The sequence below is a fragment of the Pedobacter chitinilyticus genome (assembly GCF_003313385.1).
GTDB lineage: Bacteria > Bacteroidota > Bacteroidia > Sphingobacteriales > Sphingobacteriaceae > Pedobacter > Pedobacter chitinilyticus.
On record NZ_QMHN01000002.1, the window covers coordinates 90,947 to 111,043 of the forward strand.

Consider the following 20,097-nt stretch of genomic DNA (forward strand, 5'->3'; position numbering starts at 1 on the left):
TTGTGTGTGGTGACCGATCTCAAAAAAATCCCATCCCGACCGTGATAAAAGATTTGCTATTCGTCTTATGGATATGAGAAAGAAAATTTTAGAATACCCGCAGCATACTTTCCTGGCTGTGGTCATTGTCGCATCATCCTTTCTGATGTTCGCAGTTTTTAGTGCAGGGGCACAACAGGTAAAAAGCGAAAAAGAAGATGATGAGATCAGCTATCCAAAAGTCGGCGAACAGATCGAGGATCATGTCTTCACCGAACTTGAAAACTATGCCGCTTCAAGTGCGAAGGTCAGTGACTTTCGTGGAAAGTGGCTCATCTTAGATTTCTGGGGGTGGGCTTGCGGAAGCTGCATAAATAGCTTTCCAAAAATGGATAAGCTAGCAAAGGAATTCAAAGATCAGATTCAATTGATCATGGTAGGCAGCTATCAGCCAAAATTCAAGGACAGCTACCGTAAAACGAAAGAGGTCTTTAGATTAAGAAAAAACGATCTTGGACTTTCCTTCACCGTTGCTTACGATTCTTTGGTTGACAGAAAATATGATATCTATTCCGTTCCTTACATTTTAGTGGTTGATCCAAATGGGAAAATCGTTGCTAAAACATCCGCGGTAAGCAGAGAACAATTAAAAGAACTAATTGCTGGAAAAGAAGTACCTTTTGCAAAGGCATTTTCGGGTCATGAAAAGTTGGAGTATAATACCGCATTACCATTGCTGACCACAGGAAACCTGGCCAACGGAGGGGTTGATACTGGATTTGCTTTTCGATCGATACTCGTAAAGCATAACAATAAAATTGCACTGCTAAGACCTCGCCCACTTACTCATCCACAAAGTGAAGCGGTGAAATCGGGTGTTTACGAAATTTCGCGAATTGGTCTTTCAGGCTTGTATAAGGCTGCTTATTTTGGCGCCTCAAGTATTCTGTTTGGAGGAAAGGACTACGAACAACAAAGTGAGCAACTAGAATTAAATATCAAAGACAAGTCTCCCTTTGTCGAAAACAAAGCCAACCTCAGCGGCCTATGGGCTTATAGTTTGAAATTACCGACATCAAAGTCCTCTGCAAGTGAGATTATGACTGCCATGCAATCTGATTTAAAGCGCTTCTTCGGTTACAATGTAAATGTAGAGAAAAGAAAAAAGCTAGTTCATAAATTAATAATCATAGATACTTTACTTGCTCGCGCATTAGCGACAAAAGGCGGAAAGCCTTCCTATAAAAGTGAAGAGGGAATGGAAATAAAGGGATATGGCGTCATAAATAAGCGACTCTTTGATTTTACGCAAGCCCTACTGAAATGTATACCCCCTGAAAGCGTTCTTTTAGATCGCACCGGAATTACATTTAATGTTGACATCTATATCAAGGCTAATATGATGTCATTAACGGCCGTGAACGATGCTCTTGAAAAAGTTGGTCTTTGCATCAAACCAGATGAAGAAGAAATGGATGTTATCGTGGTGCGAGACGAATAAAAAATGGGCAACTAACGTCGCCCATTTTTATGTTTAGAATCCGGTTTCCTGATCTAGTGGATTGACACATCCAGGCAGCTGGTAAAGCTGATGGATACCATCATTCGTTGTTTCGCGGCGGCAGTTCTCATCACCGGGCGAGCAATCGATGTCAAGGAAATCATCGGTACAACCAGTTTTTTCTGTTTCATTCTGGTAGTAGTACACAGTTTGAGGTGTCCTTGCTTTAGTTGTTGCAAAGGCAGTTCCTACTGCCAGCAAAAGGGCGAAAAGGCCCAGCATAACATTTTTTTTCATGTGGTTTGTTGTTTAAGTGGTTTAAGTTTTCGCCTTCGTCAAGGCTTGAAATGTGCACGGTTTAGTAACCAGGTTACGGCTTCAAATCTATGCTGAATGCAAACCTCGATTGTTACCTAATGTGACCAACATATTGTAAATGTTGACCAGTAAATTGTGGATATTATCCTTTACAGCTGCACAGAAAAAAAAAGGAGATGAAAACTCACATTGTTAAATAAGGAACTACATCTAAAACAAATCATCAGTATCTTTATTGATTAACCATTTTAACACCTGTATGCCACGTATCACCATCGATAAAAAAATCGTAATCAAGTACGATCACCGTGCCAGAGATAAATATTGGAAGGCCCTTTCCACGCGCCTTTCCGATAAGCACGGAAAGGGGCCCCATACTGATAGTGCCAAGGTCGAGGAGATGTTGCTCGAGGCCTTTAATTTTCTTGTGGGCGCTTTCCGCGAACTCATCGGAAAGGAAAACCGATATACCTTTTTCCTATATGTGCACTGGCTCCACGAACAGTCGATAGAAATCCATCTGGCGACCTTGAACAAGCTTAAGCTTGAGAATATCACCGAGAGCGAATTCGCACTCTATCGTAGGATACTCAAGCTTATATTGGAGCAGGGCTGCGACAAGGATTTTCCGGCAACTGCACAGATCAATGGCAGGGATGTCCTTGCCATGGACGAGCTGATCCAGGAGCTGCTCTACATTGCCACCTGGATTTACAACTTTGCCGATATGGTTGCTCTTCAGAAGATGATCGAAGATTGCCACAGCATCGAATTTGAAGCAGATGGAATGTTGGCAGTCGGCTGGCAGTACCACTATGGAGGTGCCTACAAAATCCTCTTCCCACTGGTCAGCAGCGAATATGTTGCCGCTGCCTTGGATACGGAAGCTATAAAAGAATTCCGTGAAAAAATAGAGGAATGCTTCCAGACGGAATATGATTTTGCGGGAGGGATCATCTGGGAGATCCAGAAGCACCATAGCCCGAACGCCCCAAATTTTCAGACCGTCGAGCGGGCCGTTCTCCCACTTAACCTGATAGAAAACTATGGTATGGCCGCGGAGTTGGCCGAAGCATTCTATGACGGCCTTAGCATCTCTAGGGACAACAAGCTTTCCATTGAGGATGCGGTACTGAAACCGCATTCGCTCCAACGGTATATGTTCAGGCCAATCTTGGTGTATAATATCAACGGCGAACGTCGGGCCCTTGTCGGAAAACAGAAATGGATCGAAAGTATCATGGTACTTTCCACCAATGCCATACATTGGAATGCCATGTTCCCCGAATGGTTTAAATTACGCGTAATGAGGGATTTTTTGAACAAAAAGGGCCATGAGCACGACAGGATACTGGAGGATAGGATCGAAAAGATCGTGAAGGATAAGCGATTTTACTATACGCGGAACATCAAGTCGTTCAAAAGGCCTGGCATGAACAACCTAAAGATCGACAATGAACTTGCCGGGGAGATCGACCTGATAGTGGTCAATCCCGTACTTAGGATCGTTTATGTGGCAGATGCCAAATATAACCGGGCCCGTTACGAGCCTGTCGGCTACCGGACCGACTATACAAATTTTCTGAAATCCTACGAAAAGCAGTTGAAGAGGAAAGTGGATTGGATCGCTGCGAACTTGGTGATCCTACAGGAACATCTGAAGATCATCAACGGTAAAAATGATATCGATCTTACCGGCTATCAGGTTCAGGGCATCTTCATCATCAATACGCCAACTTTCTATATGTTCAATGGCGATTTTTGGGCCATTACGTTGGGAAGGTTTGCAACATTCCTCGATGGCAAATTGCCGTTGCCGGAGCTACATCTCAGTGATGAGAAAACAGGAAAGGTACAGATAGTGAAGCATCCATACTTTAGGAAGCCTGTGCAGAGTTAGGCAATCGAATCTCATTGGCATGCTTTGGCGAAAGTCCATAGTATTTGATGAAGGCATTGGTAAAGTTGGCTGGTTCGAAGTAGCCTACCGCCACTCCTACCTCACCAATGGTTAGCTTACCTTCCCTGAGCAGTAGCAACGCCTTCTCCATCCGGTTCTGCTGGATAAACCTGTATAGCGAAATGTGGTACTGCTTTTGGAACTGCTTCCTCATAGTAGAAGCGCTGATGTTGAACTTTTTTGCCAGATCGGTGAGCGATAGCCGATCATCCAAGTGCGATAGCACATGGTCGTGCAGGGCTGTAATATGGTCCCATACCGACTTCATGACGGATTGTGCATTTCAAGGGTGACCGTGGTTCCCCCCTTGGCAACCGAACTTATCTTTAGCTTTGCGTTGAGCAGTGCAGCACGTGTGCGCATGTTGGTAAATCCGTGCCTGGGCGGACCGAAGATCTTCTCATCTCCGATGCCGATACCATCATCGGTGATCGACAGCACCATATCCTTACCCTCCCTCTTCAGTTCTACCTTGATGAGCTTGGCCATCGCGTGCTCAGTCACATTCCTGATGGCTTCCCGTGCGATCCTGTACATCACCAGTTTGGTGCCATGGTCCAGCGCATCATCGTCGAAACCTTCACAGTTTAGGGTGACGCCCGTTCCGTCCCTTCCCGCCAGAACCAGTTCGGCCTCGATCAGTCCCGTAAGTGATTGAGATTGGAGGTAATCACCGTTCATCGAATTGTTTAGCATGCCAATCCGCTCGTTAAGCTTTACGATCAGATCAGCGGTATCGGTATCATCTGTTGCTATTTCGGGATGCTCTCTTTTCATCCTTATCTGATGGGTGATATGGACGAGCTCCTGCTGAATATGGTTATGAATCTCTGTCGACAGCTCACCGATAAAGAGCTCGTACTCCCTTATCATTGCCCTGAGCTTCTGCTCCTTCACCGTGACGCCCCTTAGCTCAATGATCGTATAGACAAATCCGCTAGCAATCATGGTCATCATGAGCGTAACGATAAACATCAGTGCGATTAAGGTGGCTGGAGTAATATACACGGCTATTGAATTAGTTGGCGTAACTGGAAGAACATCAGGGTAAATGTCAGGTACATCGCGATGTTAACATAAAGGTGCACGATGTTTAACATAATTGCATAGTGCGCATCCTGTTCAGAAAAATGGTTAAAGAACAGGAAATTCAACATACTGGCAATCCAATAGAACAGCAGGGCGCAATCGATCCAAAAGGGCGCATAAACGGAAAGGCCTATAGAGGTCTGCCGCCTTGAAAGAAGTATCATGTGATAGGTGGACAGTCCAATGACCGTAACTCCCGAGGCGATCAGAAAATAACTGTTGATATAACTATCAATCTGGACAAACAACAGGTTGAATATGCCGTACGCAACGGCAAGGGGCAACAGTAAGATCACAATGTTCCGACTGTTCATCGACACGGAGAAATAACAGAGAATTAGGGCAAGTTGAACGATATCTCCCACGTTGTAGACCACGGTATTGGAGTGTATCAAATATTCACTGGCCAGAGCAAGGAGCTCGATCAAAAATACAGAGATCAGGTAGCCATAGAAAACACGCAGCGGAAATCTCATACGCTTGATTACGCATGCACCGATCACGATACACAATGCAATGCAAAAGAGGTAGACACTCAGTAGGAAATTTATGGTATTCATGCTGCTAAGGGTTGGATGTACTGGCGCTGGGACAATTTGGAGGACAGGGCTTTGCCCTGTCGAGCAGGTAACTGCCCTGGTAGACGACCGTTGCCCCGGCAGCGTTCTTTCCCGAGAGGATCACCGTAAGCGCATTTGGATCAAAACCTGCAAAGACACCATAGTGCCCTGCGCGGATATAGCCTGGAGTATGCGATAGGGAAATGCTCACGTCGGTAATGCTGTTGTCCTGGAGATAGCTGCGCAGTGCATTGGCATCTATTGACCAGGACCGAAGCTTGACTGTGGAATCGCCGGCAAGGCTTGTTACATAGCTGGAGATCATCATCGCTGCGGTATCAACCGGGATAAAGACAGGATCTATCATCGCTACCGATGCGATTTCGCCCTGGGCTGCTGCGATCTGCTCCTCTCCTTCTTTATTGCAGTTACAAGCAAGTAGGTTAACGGAAAAAATTAAGATGTACCTGTACATATTTTTTGTATTTAATGGTTAGAGATTAATGATACCAAGCTGGATCGCTCGCAGCGTCAACTTTCCCTTCGAGGAAACCTTGAGTTTTTTGTAGCAGCTCACCTGTACCTTTTTCGCCCTGCTTGCCGTAAGGCCCATCTGCGTACCTACATCCTCGTACGTAAGATCAGAACCCGCATACAACTTGATGAACTGTCGCTCGCGGTCGGTAAGGACCTGCACTTCGATACTGCCTTTCAATACCTCATCGAACAGTTCCTGCCCCGCATTGCTCGTATAGGCCCAACCTGTATCTGCGATGGATACGATGGCCTGGTAAAGCTCTTCCAGTTTATGATCCTTGGTCAGGTAGCCATTTGCCCCATAAAAGATGGACTTGGTGATGGTGATCTCGCTGGGCTGCTGGCTATACATCAGGCAGGGCATACCAGGCCATCTTGTCTTGATCTCCTTTAGCAGGGTAATGCCGTCTACCAACGGCATGGAAACATCCAGCACGCAGATATTCGGTACCGGCACATGTTCCTGCAGGTATTTGATCAGCTTGCTGCCATCATCGGTCTCAAGTACTACCCTGATGTTCCCCTTGCTGTTAAGGTAGTTGGCAACCGAGCTGAGCACGACCGGATGATCATCCACGAAAGCTACTTTGATGGTATCCCAAAGGTTCATGATGGAATTTATCTACACGCTTAATGAAATCATAGCCGCTTTACGTAAAATTTTCCCAAAGGGGGAGTATTTACTCCCCCTGAAGAAAAATAATTATGATTTAATCCAAAAAAAGAGGGGAAATTTCATAGAAACTTACAAACAGCGATTTGTTTAACTATACGTTGGTTAAAACTGAAATACTTCACCTGTCGTTTTTTCGTACTTCGGCTTTTTCCATTGCCTGAATTCCCTACAACCGCCATAACCTGTATGCAAATTTGTGATCATCGGATTGCGCATTAATTGTACGGATATGATAAAATTTGCCAACCAGTTACGGACCGACATGGAGCGAGAACTGGAAGAAGTAGCCCTTCGGTATGAGCGCGATGCACTGCGCTCAAAAGCCAGCTTTGAGATTGTAAATCGTGCGATGCTCCAGTTAAGGGAATTCATGAGTTCCTACCAGTTTAGCGATGCCGCCGAGGAGGTCAGGTTCTTCAAGGACATCAAGCCCAGTTTTCAGCATTTGGCGATCTACTTTGGGGAGCTCGCCTACCTGCAGGGCTCCAGGCCCATCGGCGATAAAAAGGATATTGTCAGATATCTCCAGCGCGCTATAGCCAACAACAACGATTTCATCAACCGGCACGGACTGCTCTACAGTTATTATCTTCTGGGACATACCGCAGAGGATGATCGGCTCTTTGTGCGCAATGGTCTTCCAGCCTCTCTCTATCCCGTTTACACAGCTGCGCATGATACAAGTTTTTCATCCCAAAGCAGCGAATTACTTTCCCAACTGCTGGCCTATGAAAAGGTAAACGATCATCTGGTTCGCGAGATCGAATATATCGAAACAGGCATAAGGCCACAGGTTGCCCAGCAGAACCAGGCGATCGAAGACATGGTCTGGACGGACAAGATCTCCAACCTGATCGAACTGGCCTATGCACTCCATGCCTCGGGAGCGATCAACCAGGGCAAATGCCAGGTACGGCAGATTGTTACGGCATTGGAATTTATGTTCAAGGTCAATACCGGTAACTTCTACAGGGCTTTCCAGAACATACGGCTGCGAAAAAAAAACAGGACTTCCTTTCTCGATTCGGCAAGGGAAAGGTTGATCAGGCATATGGACGACACCGACATGCAGTAATATATACCTGTCGAATTGGAAAAAAACATCTAGTTGAGCAGCGTGTGTCCATTGCCATCGCCGTTCATATCGTTTCTGATAAGCCAGCGCGTATCGAGCACCTTGGCTTTCAGAAGGTCGGCGGAACCTTCATTCCTCAAAAATTTTTCGACCCAGATATTCAGGGATTCTTTCAGGCGTTCATGGATACGGTGCCGGTTTTCCAGCACTGCATTCTCGTTCCTGATCGTAGAAAAATGTAGGCCCCAGTAGATGTAAAGTGGTTCGGCATTTTCCTGGAGGAAAATCCCGTTGGCATGATGGAAGGCACCAAGGATCGTCCCATCAAATAGTTTTCCGTAGAAATTCTTTGCGAACCCTACTGCCTGCAGATTGGGAATCTCTCTCAACGAGCCTATGTAGCCCCTTGCCCCCGCCACAAGAAACTGGTTTGAGATAACCCCCCAGGACCAGCAGGCATTGTTGAAGATCACCGGACGACGTCTTGAGCCTACAAACTGCGAAAAGTTTGCGTTATAATGTGAATATTCACATGAGATCGCATTGGAGTTCTGCACCCTGTCCAAGTCCGCCAGATACTTGACTTTTTTATCTGTGAAGGCCTTACTGATCACGCCTTCAAGCGAAGCATAAAGCTCGTTTGGATAATCCATCGCATCAAGTTCTGCACTGCGCCACCTAAGGCCGTTAAGCTTCCTGAAATAGTAAAGCGATTCCACCAGGTGCTGATCCAAATATGGAGTGATACCAATACTCAATACATGGTCAAATTCTACGGAGTGCCTTGTTCCATTAGCATCGCTAAAACTAACCTTGCAGTAATGTCCCTTGACCGCGCCACCATGGCTGCAGATGTGGAGGATATCAAATGGATAAAGCTCGATGGTATTGCGCAGGTTGAATAGCGAGGCCCCCTTTCCAAGGAGCTTCCGGAGGTAGAAGTTGTGATGCTCGAACAGCGGAATGAAGGCATGCACTTCCTCATCGGGCGCAAAGAATCCCGGAGAGAAGACTGCAGCAGATCCACACCCCTGATCGTATTCGGAAATGATAGCGTTAAATACGAAGAAATCCGGCCGATAGATATGGTTCACCATCGAAGTGGGTATCTGTGTTACGCAGAGCGGATACGGAAGCCCGTCGGTGAAAAAAGTAGCAAAGGGATAACCTTCGAAATCTACCGCTCCGATCCTCATATTGATCTTTTCTCTCAACTGTCCAAGCGCCCCAAGGTCGCCGGCCTGCCAGCTTTCCAGCAGGTGTAGCACTTCATCGTTTTCCCTTTTCTGAAGTCCGTCGACCAGCAGCAGATCGGCCCCGATACTCAGTGCATATCCAACCCCTATGATCTCCTCGCCACTTCCAGTCCGTTCGACCACGATAAGTCCTCGGTCACGGGTGGCATCCGCCGGAGGGACAACCTGGCCCAGGACCGTTCTCCTTAGTTTAAGGTTATGGCGAGCTGCATAGAAAAGGGCTTCGCAAACCTCCTCGCTACGAAATTCAAAAACACCGCCCTTATCGACTGCAAAACCATCGAGGTACGGCTCTATATCGTCATGGCCATCTATATCCAGAATGTTGTAATGTGGACGTAGGCTTTCAAGAAAAGATTTTTGGTTATCGCTCAGGCCAAGGAATACGAGGTTTTCACAACCGTCGTTTTCGATGAGCGCATTGTTGAGGAAGACCGCGAACTCCTCTGCCCTCCTTCGCTGGATGGCATATACATCGGGTTTGAGAACCTCGCTATCCTGCGCCACCTCTACACCCGAACAAAGGAATACCGGCAGGTACTCACCAGATCTGTACAGGTAGGAAAGAGCAACCGCCAAAAGGGCGGGCTTTCCACGATGCACAACGATAGTAAAATCCTTTCTTGAAATGGGAGCGCTAAATTTTTTCAATGTTTACAAATATAGATTGTTGATAGATCAGTAGCGAAAAGATCACCGGTTGCTTCCAAGGATGATTCCAAGAATGATCGATAACTGCAGACCGGGACGTTTCAAAAGGTATTCCCTGATGGTATGCATCGACTTTTGGATATGGTCATTTACCGTCGTGGTGGAAACTTGGTACAGTTCCGCCACTTCCTTGTAGCTCATCCCTTCGAGCTTACAGTGCACAAATATCTTTCTTCGTTGCGGTGGCAGCTGATCAATGGCCCGCTGGAGCATAGCGTGGTTCTCCTTCTGGAAAAGTGCCTGTTCCACATGTTCGTAAAGCTCGGTGGAGGCGGCAATGATCTGGCTGTAGATCTGCTGTTCCCTGGTGGCCCTTCGCATCAGGTCGATCACCATGTTCTTTGCCACCTGGTAGAGGTACGCGCGAAGCGACGTTTCGATATTGATCCGATCACGGCTGTTCCAAAGCCGCAGGAACAGGTCCTGCAACAGCTCTTCGGCAAGCTCGGAAGATCTGACCATTCGCAGGATGCGCAGGCCCAGCTCGATCTTGTACAGGTCATAGATCTGGTGGAAGGCCCGATGGTCGCCCTGTTTAAGGGCAACGAGCAGCTCGGAATCGTTGGCAACCGCAGTCTTCATCTTTTATCAGGTGTTATAACCAAGTTCGACGGTGATCTGGCCACTGGCGATGATCCTACCCGCCCCGTCCCATTTTACCGGGGTGATCGCATCTTTTTCCATGATCCATTTGCCCTGCTTCTTTGCGGCGAAACTGCCGGCTGGCACCACGGGCGGGAGTTCCAGGTTCAGCGGTAGGCGGTTGCGCATGGCAATCGAGGTCTTTGACGAAACATAGGAAATGAATACGGGATCGCTATCGTTTATATCGCTCAGCCATTTCAGCTGGTCGATATCCAGTTCGATGTTACTGTCGATCCAGCCAATAAAATCCAGGTAGACATCCTGCGCCTGTGCCAACAGGGCCGCATCGGTCAGGGCATAAAGGTTGGTCTCTAGATCCTTGATGCCTTCAGGGGTAAGTGGAACCTTGCTCATAAATTTACTTGGTTAATGAAGCCGATATAAATTTCCGCATAAATCCAGCCTGTTTACGTAACAATGATGTTACAAACAAAACACCTGTCCATAGATGTACGTTATCGGATCGAACAGCCTCTAAATAATGATCACGTCCGTTTCCTCCAAACCCGTAATCAGCTACAGGGACAGAGCCTTCCGCTTCATCGCCTGTTTGATCGGGGCCCACATCATTATCCTGCTCGGCGAGGATATTTCCACCTTCAAGGCATTTACCATCAAATCCTACTACCCCACGCTGGCCATCAACTATGCCATCGCGCTGATCCTGGCATGGATCGTCCGCAGGGTCACTATGAAGCTTGACCGCCGTTTTTCGTGGGAAGAGAATATCTGGTGGCGCTTTATCCTGCAGCTGTTCTTCGGTGTGGTGATGGTCTCGCTGATCTGTTTCCTGCTGGTGTTCATCTACTTTCGCTCGTTTGGATACAGCATCATGGAATCGGACTATGCCACCTACCAGTTCCCACTTTCTGTCGCCCTTTTGGGCCTATTGAACGCCTTCTATGTCGTCTATTACTTCTACCACCGGGTAAGGATACTTTCGGCCGTTTCCGGACCTGCTCCATCCCAGTATGCTGCCCATATCATGGTCATTGACGGAAGGGAAAGGATCAACCTGCCCACGGGCGAGATCGCCTATATCAGCCTTGCCGGCAAGGAATCGCTGGTCACTACCTGGGAGAAGAAGAACTATCTGGTCGAGCATACCCTTGACGAGCTGGAAGGTCTGCTCGATCCCGAGCTATTTTTCAGGCTCAACCGTAGGGTGATCGCCCACCGGGCCGCCTGCCGCTCCTACCAGCCGCTGGAATATGGCAAGCTCGAGGTCAGCCTGGTGCCCGCATTTTCCGAAGGGGCAACCGTCAGCCAGCGCAAGGCCGCGCTGTTCCGCCAGTGGATCAAATAAAAAACTTGGCAAGAATCTGATTTTGATTCGATTATAAAATATTTTGTTGTTAGATTTGCGCCGAGAGCGTTAATTTAGATGGGATGCAGCTTCGCCCAGAAGCTGTGTTCCTTTCTTTTTAAAATACCTACTTCTGGGGATAGTTTCTTTTACGGAAAATGATTATCATTGTTCTGTAAACCAAATCATTAAACGCAACTCACATGAACCCGCTCCGACCTTGGGGCTTGTCCCTTTCATGGGTAACCTCTGCGATGTCATGTCATTGCATCCCTAAAAACCCAAAAACATGAAAAAAACAAACCTGATCACCGCAATTTTGGGCATTGGCCTAATTACCTATTATCTTACCTCCTGCAATTCCTGTAACCGGCGGGACATTGCCTACGAACTGGTAGAGGTGGACAGCACAGGGATCGACGCTTCCTTTAGGGCACGGGACAACCAACCGCTTGTACTGGCAAAGGGCCCGGTATGGGAAACTTGGAAAAAACTTCACAAGGCCTGTATGGAAAACGCCTTTTTCAGAAACCCGACCTATCTTGGCCTTTCCAATACGGTTGATCTTGGTTCGGTCTACAGCAAATCGGGCGACGTACTGGAATGGGACTTCAACAAGCTTTTCAGCGACCAGGATCGCAAAAAAGTAATCAACTTCGGGCAACCACAGCCCTGCACCTATACCGAACAGCTGAAGGTTGATTTCCAGTCCTTCCTCGCGACCGAACTACCAAGTACCGGTGTCGAGGGCGAGCTCTCTGCGGCGATCAGGAACAACAAGGATATCTCCGTGAAGATAGACAATTGGCAGATCGACAATCTTGTGAAGAGAGAGTTGAAGATGCTTTTGGATTCCTCGACAAACCCTAGGGTAATGCAGTTCAAAAAGGACCTGTTGGAGAAAAAAATGATCATGGTCTCGCAGGCAGCAAGGATCAACGGCTTTTCTTCTATCATCAAACTGGAGACCGATATGTCCGCTTCCCTTGAAGCAAAGTTAAAGGAGGGCATCGTCAAGAACATCGGCAACACACAGGCAAAGATCAAGTTCGAATATTCGACATCCAAGGAGATCAAGGTAACCACCCAGGGAAGTTTTGTGGTCTTCGTAGATTTCATCAGGGCAAAAAGGGTCAACGATTAATGGTAATCAGATGAACAAAATAATTCTTTCGCTGGCAATGGCCATTGGCGTCATGACCAGCACTTTTGCACAGAAGCAATTTGAGGTGGAGGTAAGATATCCCAGTGCTGGAGTCACTTCGAAAAAAATCACATCGCTGGCCAAGCTGTCCGATGCAGACATCAACAAGGCATTCAAGGCGATCAGGACCTCCGGAATGGAATTCCGCTATCCCCAGGGCGGATGCCAGCAAAGGGCCGAGATGATGCATGCTATACTACACGATATTGGTATCGACCATGCCAAGATATGGCTGTTCGCACCATCCAACACCGATCCCGGCTCCCAGACCAAACTGGAGATCAACGATCCCAACGGACTGGTTTTGGGCGGTAAGATAACATGGGGATACCATGTGGCACCGCTCATCATGTCCTCACGTGGCGACACGCTGATCCTTGACCCTTCCATAAGCAGGGATGCGCCCATTAAACTGAGGGATTGGTTCAGGGCGATCAACAACAGTTCGGTCTCCAGCTATACCATACTGGATCCCAACCAGTTTTTCTTCTACACGGACGGCAACGGCAAGATCACGGGAAGTTTTTATAAGTATGAACCATTGGCGGGCTATTCGACGATGTACGATAAGTTGGTGCTCGAAAGGGAGATTGCCGTAAACGACGTAGCCATGTTCCTTAAGGGCAAACTGGACAATGGCTACGCGGATTCTGCAAACCAGATAAGAACCCTTGTTTCCAATGTCAACAATATGGTCAACTTTTTTGCAGCTTCCGAGAAGATGGAAGCATATCTATCAGGTGTAACCGTTAGGAATCTGCTGACCAAACATCCTGCATTGATGAATGAAGCAATGAAGTATTATGCCGACAGGGTGACCTATTGGACTGATTTTAAGGGCAAGTTGAGGTAGATTTTGAATTACAATTGGGGATAGCGATTGGTTGGGCCGCTATCCTCTTACATATACCAGCATTAGGCCCTACGGCTTTCGATCGCCCGACCGATCTGTTCCAGTACATTGGGTCCGATCAGGTCCGTAGATACCCAGCGCTGTCCGGTGTCTTTATCGAACTCGGGCCAGATCCGTGCTAGGTGCATGGCTCCCTGATAGATTTCATAGATGCTTTCGGCGGCAAGGAACAGGTCACGTTCTACGCGCAGGGCCTCGATCTTTCCGGCAATCTCCAGTTCGATATGGAATACCTCCTTTTCGTTCATGGGGCGAAGGTATGGGATAAAGATGGACTATTTGATCAAATGGTTCCTGATCTCCATCAGTGTGCTGCTGATAAAACCAAGATCATCTGCCTGTGGCATCTTATAGGAGATATAGCCATAGAAGCTCCACAGCTCGCCTATTTCCTCTATCGGTGTACGGTACGGTTCATACTCGTTATTTAAAGAACGCAGCAACAGGTTGCCATCCTTTTCGATGGTGACATTCTTGAAGACCAGTCCGTGCTGCGCACTGATGACGATGCATGGGCTGTCCGCATTGAGCGTTGACCAGTCCTGGACATACCTGGCAATGATATGGCTGCCATCTACGATCGGTAGCATCGAATTCCCTTCGATCTGGAAAATGCGGAACGTACCTTTTTCCGGAAGAAAGGGAATATGTAGCTTATCCAGGGTAGAGATATATTCGGGATCGCCGAAACCGGCCAGGTAGCCCGCCTTGGCCCTGATCGGGACCACCTCGACGTTTTCCCTGTTCTTGCCATCAACGCTGATCGAAAGCACGCGCAGTGTCCCGCCCCTGATATAGACATCCTGCCCCCCTTCCAATTTGCGCAGGTTCAGCTCGCCAAGCTTGGATAGCTCCAGCCTCAGCAAATTATCGATCGTGATACTGAAATGGTCGGAAACCTTCATGTAGTCTTCGGGCAGGGGAGATTTTACGGTCGCATTTTCCCAGGAATTCAGCTTGGCCCTGGTGATGCCCAGGATTTCGGCCAATTCTTCCTGACTCAATTTCGCCCTGTTCCTTAGGAACTTAATGTTCAGACCAAAAATAAATTTTGCAGTTTCCATTTTCATTTGATAGTATTAATATCAACAATTTGTTATTAATAATAACAAACATAACAATTTTTTGCATTATGGAAAGAGCAATTGTGCATATGGACCTGGATACCTTCTTCGTGTCCTGCGAAAGATTAACGAACTCACAGCTCAATGGCGTCCCACTGATCGTAGGCGGGGGACAGCGCGGCGTAGTGGCCTCCTGTTCCTATGAGGCAAGGAAATTCGGCGTCCGCTCGGCCATGCCGATGAAAATGGCCCTGCGCCTGTGCCCCCAGGCCAGGGTGGTCAAGGGCGATATGGAACTGTATTCGAAGATGTCCCATACGGTGACCGAGATCATCAGGGAAAGATCGCCCGTGATGGAAAAGGCAAGCATCGATGAGTTCTATCTCGACATCTCGGGCATGGACCGTTTCTTCGGGGCCTATTCCTGGACCAGCGAACTGGCGGGCAGGGTCAGAAAGGAAACGGGCCTGCCTATTACCTTTTCCCTTTCGGTGAACAAGACCGTATCCAAGATCGCCACCGGAGAAGGCAAGACCCAACGTAGCAACCTGCACGTAGAACAGGCGCACGTCAGGCCCTTCCTGGATCCCCTTTCCATCAAAAAGATCCCCATGGTCGGCAAGGAGACCTTTGAGCTCCTTTCACGTCTGGGTATCCGTAATATCAAGACCCTTTCGGAAATGCCGCAGGATATCCTCCGGCAGATGATCGGAAAGAACGGCACCGAGCTATGGAACAAGGCCAATGGCATCGATTTGAGCGAGGTCAAACCCTATCGCGAACGCAAGTCGATTTCCACCGAGCAGACCTTTGCCGAAGATACCATCGACATTGCTAATCTACATGCCCTACTCATCGGAATGGTAGAGAAGCTGGCCCATCAGCTGCGCAGTGAACATTGGCTCACCTCGGAGGTGACCGTAAAGATCCGCTACAGCAATTTCGATACGGAGACCAAACAGCGCAGGATCGCCTATACCTCGGCCGACCACAAGCTCAATTCCCTGGTCAGGGAACTGTTCGATGGCCTATACCAGCGCAGGATGAGGCTCCGTCTGGTCGGCATCAGGTTTTCGGGACTGGTCAGGGGCACCGACCAGATCTCCCTGTTCGAGGATTCGGTGGAGATCATGAACCTGTACCAGGCCATGGACAGGATCAAGAAGCGTTATGGGTTCAGGGCCGTGATGCGCGCTGCCGGGGCACCACTTGACCAAAGGGAGGATTAACATGTTTTTGAACTGCCACTCTTTCCATAGCCTGCGCTATGGTACCATTCCTTTGGAGGAACTGGTGACCGAAGCAGCTGCACTGGGCATAACCGCTATGGCACTGACGGATATCAATACCGTAACGGGCATCTATGATTTCTACAGGGCATGCCGCAGTGCGGGCATCAAACCGCTGGTGGGCATGGAATTCCGTTCCGGCCAGCAACTTCGGTATATCGGCCTTGCAAAGAATGCCGCTGGCATTGCAGAGATGAACCGTTTCCTTTCGGCCCACAACCTGCAGGATACGCAGGTTCCCGACCGTGCCCCCTATTTCGAACATGTGCTGGTCATCTATCCGATGGAGAATGTGCCCGAAGAACTTCGGAATAATGAAAGTATCGGGGTCAGGCCGTACCAGATCAACAAACTGGTCAATAAACGCTGGACGGGCCTGCTTAACCGCATGGTCATCCTGCATCCGGTCACCGTGCGTTCGCAAAAGGAATTCGAGCTGCACAGGGTACTGCGGGCGATCGATGCCAACATCCTGCTATCGCAGCTGGACAGGGACAGCCATTGTGCCCTTTCAGAACAGCTGATCAGTGAAGGCCGGCTACTGGAAATGTATGCGGGGCATCCCCAGCTGATCGAAAGGACGGCCGAGGTCGTGGCCGCCTGCGATTTCCAATTTGATTTCGGCGTTTCGCGCAACAAGAAATGCTATACCAACAGCCGCAAGGCGGACATGAAGCTGCTGGCCACCCTTACCTGGCAGGGAGTGGAAAAGCGTTATGGCAAGGACCACGTGCAGGCCCGCCAGCGTGCCGAAAAAGAGCTGAAGGTCATCGATGAGCTAGCGTTCAGCGGGTATTTCCTGATCACCTGGGACATCATCCGATACAGTAATTCCATGGGCTTCATGCACGTGGGGCGTGGCAGCGGGGCCAACAGTATCGTAGCCTACTGTTTGGGCATCACCGATGTGTGCCCGCTGGAGCTCGACCTGTACTTCGAGCGCTTTCTGAACCAGAACCGCAAGAGCCCGCCCGATTTTGATATCGACTGGTCATGGAAGGAGCGCGACGTGATCCTGGAATATATCTTCGACCGCTATGGACGCGACCATGTGGCCTTCTGCGGCACCAATGTAGAGTTCAAGTACCGCTCGATCTTCCGTGAGGTCGGAAAGGTTTTTGGCCTGCCAAAAGAAGAACTCGATCAACTGGCAAAGAATCCCATGGCCCGCCACGACAGCAACAAGGTTGTGGCCGAGGTACAGGAATACGGCATGATGATGGAGAAATATCCCAACCAGCGCTCGATGCACTCCTGCGGCATCCTGATCTCCGAAGAGCCGATTACCAACTTCACTAACCTGGAGCTTCCGCCAAAGGGATTTCCCATCGTACAGTTCGATATGCACGTGGCCGAGGAGATCGGCTTTGACAAGTTCGACATCCTTTCCCAGCGCGGACTCGGCCATATCCAAGAAGCGGTAAAGCTCGTGGAAAGCAACCGCGGGATCAAGGTGGATATCCGCAACACCCGCGCCTTCAAGTCCGACCCGCTGCTCAATGAGCGGCTGGCCCAGGGCAGGACCATCGGTTGTTTCTATATCGAAAGTCCCGCCATGCGCGGACTGTTGCGGCGGCTGAAATGCGATAACTACCGGACGCTCGTTGCGGCCTCCTCGATCATCCGTCCAGGGGTGGCCCAATCGGGCATGATGAAGGAATATGTATGGCGGCATAACAATCCGGGCAAGTTCGAATACTTCCATCAGGCTTTCCAGGACCAGCTTTCCGAGACTTATGGCATCATGGTCTACCAGGAGGACGTGATCAAGATTGCCCTGCATTATGGCGGGCTGCAGCCCGCTGATGGCGATATCCTGCGCAGGTCGATGAGCGGCAAGGGAAGATCCAAAGCCGCCATGCAGAAGGTCAAGGAGAACTTCTTTTCCTCCTCGCAGCAAATGGGACATTCACTGGCCGAGACCACCGAGGTCTATCGCCAGATCGAAAGCTTTGCGGGCTATTCCTTCTGTAAGGCACACTCTGCCTCCTATGCCGAGGAAAGCTACCAGAGCCTTCTGCTGAAGGTCTACCACCCCATGGAGTTCATCACTGCGGTGATCAACAACAGCGGCGGCTTCTACCGGATGGAAGTCTATGTGCACGAGGCAAGGATGTCGGGGGCCACCGTGCATCCGCCATGCGTGAACCGTAGCGAAATGCTGGCCACCCTTGATGGGAACGATATCTATCTGGGGCTTTTGCACCTGCAGGGACTGGAGAATTCGCTGGTCAGTCAGATCCTTTCCGAGCGCCAGCGCAACGGCCCCTATTCCTCACTCCAGGACTTTATCAAACGCATACATATCGGTATCGAATCGCTGCAGGTACTGATCTTCATCGGGGCCTTCAATTTCACAGGGCTCGGCAAGAACGAGCTACTGATCAAGGCCAGGCTGATATTGATAAACTTCAGGCCCGAACAACGTGCGCCCTCGCTGATCGACCAGCCCATAAAGGAATACAAGCTGCCCCAACTGCAGCGCTCTCCCTTCGAAGATGCATTTGATGAGATAGAGCTGCTCGGTTTCCCCGTTTCCTGTTCCCCGTTCGACCTGCTCGTTACAAGACATCGGGGCGATGTGATGGCCAAGGACCTGACCAGCCACCATAAAAAACAGGTGCGCATGCTCGCCTACCTGATCTCAAGGAAACATGTTCCCACCAAACGGGGCGAAATGTTCTTCGGGACCTGGATCGATGTAGAGGGGAACTATTTCGATACGGCGCATTTTTCCGACTCGCTCAAAACCTATCCCTTTGAGGGCGGTGGCTGCTACCTCCTGCTGGGCACGGTCGAGGTGGATTTCCATTTTCCGACTGTGACCATCCAAAAGATGAAAAAACTGCCCTTTATTGCCGATCCGCGCTATTCGAATTCCGATACCAATCAGTTTGCTGCCCATCGTAACCTGCGCGAAGATGTGAGCATGACGCACCGTGCGCCCTATCCGAGCGAACAGGAGATCGGCCTTCCGAGGCATAGGATAAAGGGCTGACGGCTTAAGATAAATTCCTATCTTGTGGAACAGAGTAAACCCTTAATCAAACAGACCACATGGAAATATTTTTTGATCAACTGGAACAGACCTTGATACGCGAACTGGAGAGTGCCCGTAAATCATTACAGATCGTAGTGGGCTGGCTGGATTTCAGGAGATTTGAAGCTACGTTCATCAACCTTGCTAAAAAAGGTGTTGACATTAAGATTGTCGTAGGAAAAAATAACGATAATGATAAGTGGCTTAAAGGTACATCTCTTGGCTCAAGTAAAGCTGTCGATATCCGGTTCATCAAGGTACCCAGAGGGTATGGAATCCTGCACCACAAATTCTGCATCATCGATTCAAAGACAGTGATCACTGGCTCCTACAATTGGACCTATACTGCCGCCTCCGACAGTTTCGAAAACTTTGTAATCATCAGGGATCAGGAAAGGGTTGTAGATAGGTTCTCGGATGAATTTGATGTAGTTTTTCACATGACCGAAGATCGTTTGTACCACATACAGCATCTGGAAAACTGTACGGCAGAAAAATGTAAAGGAAAACTGGTGAACATCCTGGTCTACCAGGATACCTCTGATAAATATGGAGATGTCGTAGGAGATATCATAGAAGTATGCTCAGAGGAGCCCTATGAGCATTACCGTCAACTCGATGAAGTTGTGATCGATCCAAATCTCAATCGTATGGCCGAAGAATTTGTGGAGTTCAGCAGGGAGCTTTATGACCAATACCAGGATGAACAACTGACTAAAGAAGATATCGATGAACGGATAGCCTATCACATGGACCGTAGGTTTGTCAAGTATTCCAATACCCACGTCGTAAATATCGCTCCAGGCATCACACTACATGGATGGGGCATGATAAGGCAGTATCCCCTGTTACATAAACATGACGATCCGGAAAATTACGTCAAAATCTATTGGAAGGATAGGTTTGTCTCTGATCAAATCCTTGATGAATATGAAGACACCTTCTCTCTTTGAGGACGTAAGGTCAATCTGATA

Annotated in this window: 20 protein-coding genes; 9 read left to right on the forward strand and 11 right to left on the reverse strand. The window is 48.7% G+C overall.

Annotated features, from left to right (window positions below; genetic code table 11):
• Window positions 1–73 precede the first annotated feature (73 nt).
• Entirely contained in the window at window positions 74–1,480 is a 1,407-nt protein-coding gene (locus DUT70_RS07295; protein WP_162926586.1) for a TlpA family protein disulfide reductase, read from the forward strand.
• A 33-nt stretch (window positions 1,481–1,513) separates the two neighbouring features.
• On the opposite strand, the gene DUT70_RS07300 is transcribed toward DUT70_RS07295, so the two are convergent.
• Window positions 1,514–1,777, reverse strand: coding sequence for a DUF6520 family protein (locus DUT70_RS07300; protein ID WP_113646676.1), 264 nt, complete (start codon window positions 1,775–1,777; stop codon window positions 1,514–1,516).
• Between the two features lie 280 nt (window positions 1,778–2,057).
• On the opposite strand from DUT70_RS07300, the gene DUT70_RS07305 reads away from it, so the two are divergent.
• Window positions 2,058–3,698 (forward strand): hypothetical protein, encoded by a 1,641-nt coding sequence (locus tag DUT70_RS07305; RefSeq protein WP_113646677.1) that lies wholly within the window; start codon window positions 2,058–2,060, stop codon window positions 3,696–3,698.
• Here DUT70_RS07305 and DUT70_RS07310 read toward each other — a convergent pair.
• From DUT70_RS07310 to DUT70_RS07325, 5 genes are all read right to left on the reverse strand, one after another.
• On the reverse strand, window positions 3,676–4,026 hold the full coding sequence (locus DUT70_RS07310; RefSeq protein ID WP_113646678.1) for a helix-turn-helix transcriptional regulator: 351 nt from the start codon (window positions 4,024–4,026) through the stop codon (window positions 3,676–3,678). The two genes, DUT70_RS07305 and DUT70_RS07310, sit on opposite strands and share 23 nt — an antisense overlap.
• Window positions 4,023–4,715, reverse strand: coding sequence for a sensor histidine kinase (locus tag DUT70_RS07315; RefSeq protein WP_162926587.1), 693 nt, complete (start codon window positions 4,713–4,715; stop codon window positions 4,023–4,025). Before DUT70_RS07315 ends, DUT70_RS07310 begins: the two co-directional genes overlap by 4 nt.
• Window positions 4,716–4,768: 53 nt before the next feature.
• A complete protein-coding gene (locus DUT70_RS21125) occupies window positions 4,769–5,323 on the reverse strand; it encodes a hypothetical protein (RefSeq protein WP_128353329.1) in 555 nt (184 codons plus the stop codon).
• Between the two features lie 88 nt (window positions 5,324–5,411).
• Window positions 5,412–5,882: a hypothetical protein gene (locus DUT70_RS07320; RefSeq protein WP_113646680.1), complete on the reverse strand. Its 471-nt coding sequence runs from the start codon at window positions 5,880–5,882 to the stop codon at window positions 5,412–5,414.
• An 18-nt stretch (window positions 5,883–5,900) separates the two neighbouring features.
• The gene (locus tag DUT70_RS07325; protein ID WP_113646681.1) at window positions 5,901–6,554 is read right to left on the reverse strand and encodes a response regulator transcription factor; all 654 of its coding nucleotides are present in this window, start codon (window positions 6,552–6,554) and stop codon (window positions 5,901–5,903) included.
• Between the two features lie 295 nt (window positions 6,555–6,849).
• Between DUT70_RS07325 and DUT70_RS07330 the strand changes: the two genes are divergently transcribed.
• Complete coding sequence (locus DUT70_RS07330; protein WP_113646682.1) at window positions 6,850–7,695, forward strand: RteC domain-containing protein; 846 nt, start codon at window positions 6,850–6,852, stop codon at window positions 7,693–7,695.
• A 29-nt stretch (window positions 7,696–7,724) separates the two neighbouring features.
• On the opposite strand, the gene DUT70_RS07335 is transcribed toward DUT70_RS07330, so the two are convergent.
• Genes DUT70_RS07335 through DUT70_RS07345 form a run of 3 tightly spaced genes read right to left on the reverse strand, consistent with a single transcriptional unit; the run spans window position 7,725 to window position 10,661 of the window.
• Window positions 7,725–9,602: a hypothetical protein gene (locus tag DUT70_RS07335; protein WP_113646683.1), complete on the reverse strand. Its 1,878-nt coding sequence runs from the start codon at window positions 9,600–9,602 to the stop codon at window positions 7,725–7,727.
• Window positions 9,603–9,644: 42 nt separating this feature from the next.
• A complete protein-coding gene (locus tag DUT70_RS07340) occupies window positions 9,645–10,244 on the reverse strand; it encodes an RNA polymerase sigma factor (RefSeq protein WP_113646684.1) in 600 nt (199 codons plus the stop codon).
• A 6-nt stretch (window positions 10,245–10,250) separates the two neighbouring features.
• Window positions 10,251–10,661: a hypothetical protein gene (locus tag DUT70_RS07345; protein WP_113646685.1), complete on the reverse strand. Its 411-nt coding sequence runs from the start codon at window positions 10,659–10,661 to the stop codon at window positions 10,251–10,253.
• 127 nt (window positions 10,662–10,788) lie between these two features.
• On the opposite strand from DUT70_RS07345, the gene DUT70_RS07350 reads away from it, so the two are divergent.
• The 3 genes from DUT70_RS07350 to DUT70_RS07360 all read left to right on the forward strand — a co-directional run bounded on the left by DUT70_RS07350 (window position 10,789) and on the right by DUT70_RS07360 (window position 13,670).
• Window positions 10,789–11,613: a LytTR family DNA-binding domain-containing protein gene (locus DUT70_RS07350; RefSeq protein WP_113646686.1), complete on the forward strand. Its 825-nt coding sequence runs from the start codon at window positions 10,789–10,791 to the stop codon at window positions 11,611–11,613.
• Between the two features lie 289 nt (window positions 11,614–11,902).
• Entirely contained in the window at window positions 11,903–12,757 is an 855-nt protein-coding gene (locus DUT70_RS07355; protein WP_113646687.1) for a hypothetical protein, read from the forward strand.
• A 10-nt stretch (window positions 12,758–12,767) separates the two neighbouring features.
• Window positions 12,768–13,670 (forward strand): protein-glutamine glutaminase family protein, encoded by a 903-nt coding sequence (locus DUT70_RS07360; protein ID WP_128353330.1) that lies wholly within the window; start codon window positions 12,768–12,770, stop codon window positions 13,668–13,670.
• 62 nt (window positions 13,671–13,732) lie between these two features.
• Here the strand turns inward: DUT70_RS07360 and DUT70_RS07365 are convergent, their stop codons facing one another.
• Complete coding sequence (locus DUT70_RS07365; protein ID WP_113646689.1) at window positions 13,733–13,978, reverse strand: hypothetical protein; 246 nt, start codon at window positions 13,976–13,978, stop codon at window positions 13,733–13,735.
• Between the two features lie 27 nt (window positions 13,979–14,005).
• Window positions 14,006–14,794, reverse strand: a complete 789-nt coding sequence (locus DUT70_RS07370) for an XRE family transcriptional regulator (RefSeq protein ID WP_162926589.1) — start codon at window positions 14,792–14,794, stop codon at window positions 14,006–14,008.
• Window positions 14,795–14,862: 68 nt separating this feature from the next.
• Between DUT70_RS07370 and dinB the strand changes: the two genes are divergently transcribed.
• The 3 genes from dinB to DUT70_RS07385 are packed head-to-tail and all read left to right on the forward strand — an operon-like array spanning window position 14,863 to window position 20,076.
• On the forward strand, window positions 14,863–16,023 hold the full coding sequence (gene dinB, locus DUT70_RS07375; protein ID WP_113646691.1) for a DNA polymerase IV: 1,161 nt from the start codon (window positions 14,863–14,865) through the stop codon (window positions 16,021–16,023).
• Between the two features lies 1 nt (window position 16,024).
• Window positions 16,025–19,081, forward strand: a complete 3,057-nt coding sequence (locus tag DUT70_RS07380; protein WP_113646692.1) for a DNA polymerase III subunit alpha — start codon at window positions 16,025–16,027, stop codon at window positions 19,079–19,081.
• A gap of 59 nt (window positions 19,082–19,140) precedes the next feature.
• A complete protein-coding gene (locus DUT70_RS07385; RefSeq protein ID WP_113646693.1) occupies window positions 19,141–20,076 on the forward strand; it encodes a phospholipase D-like domain-containing protein in 936 nt (311 codons plus the stop codon).
• Window positions 20,077–20,097 lie beyond the last annotated feature (21 nt).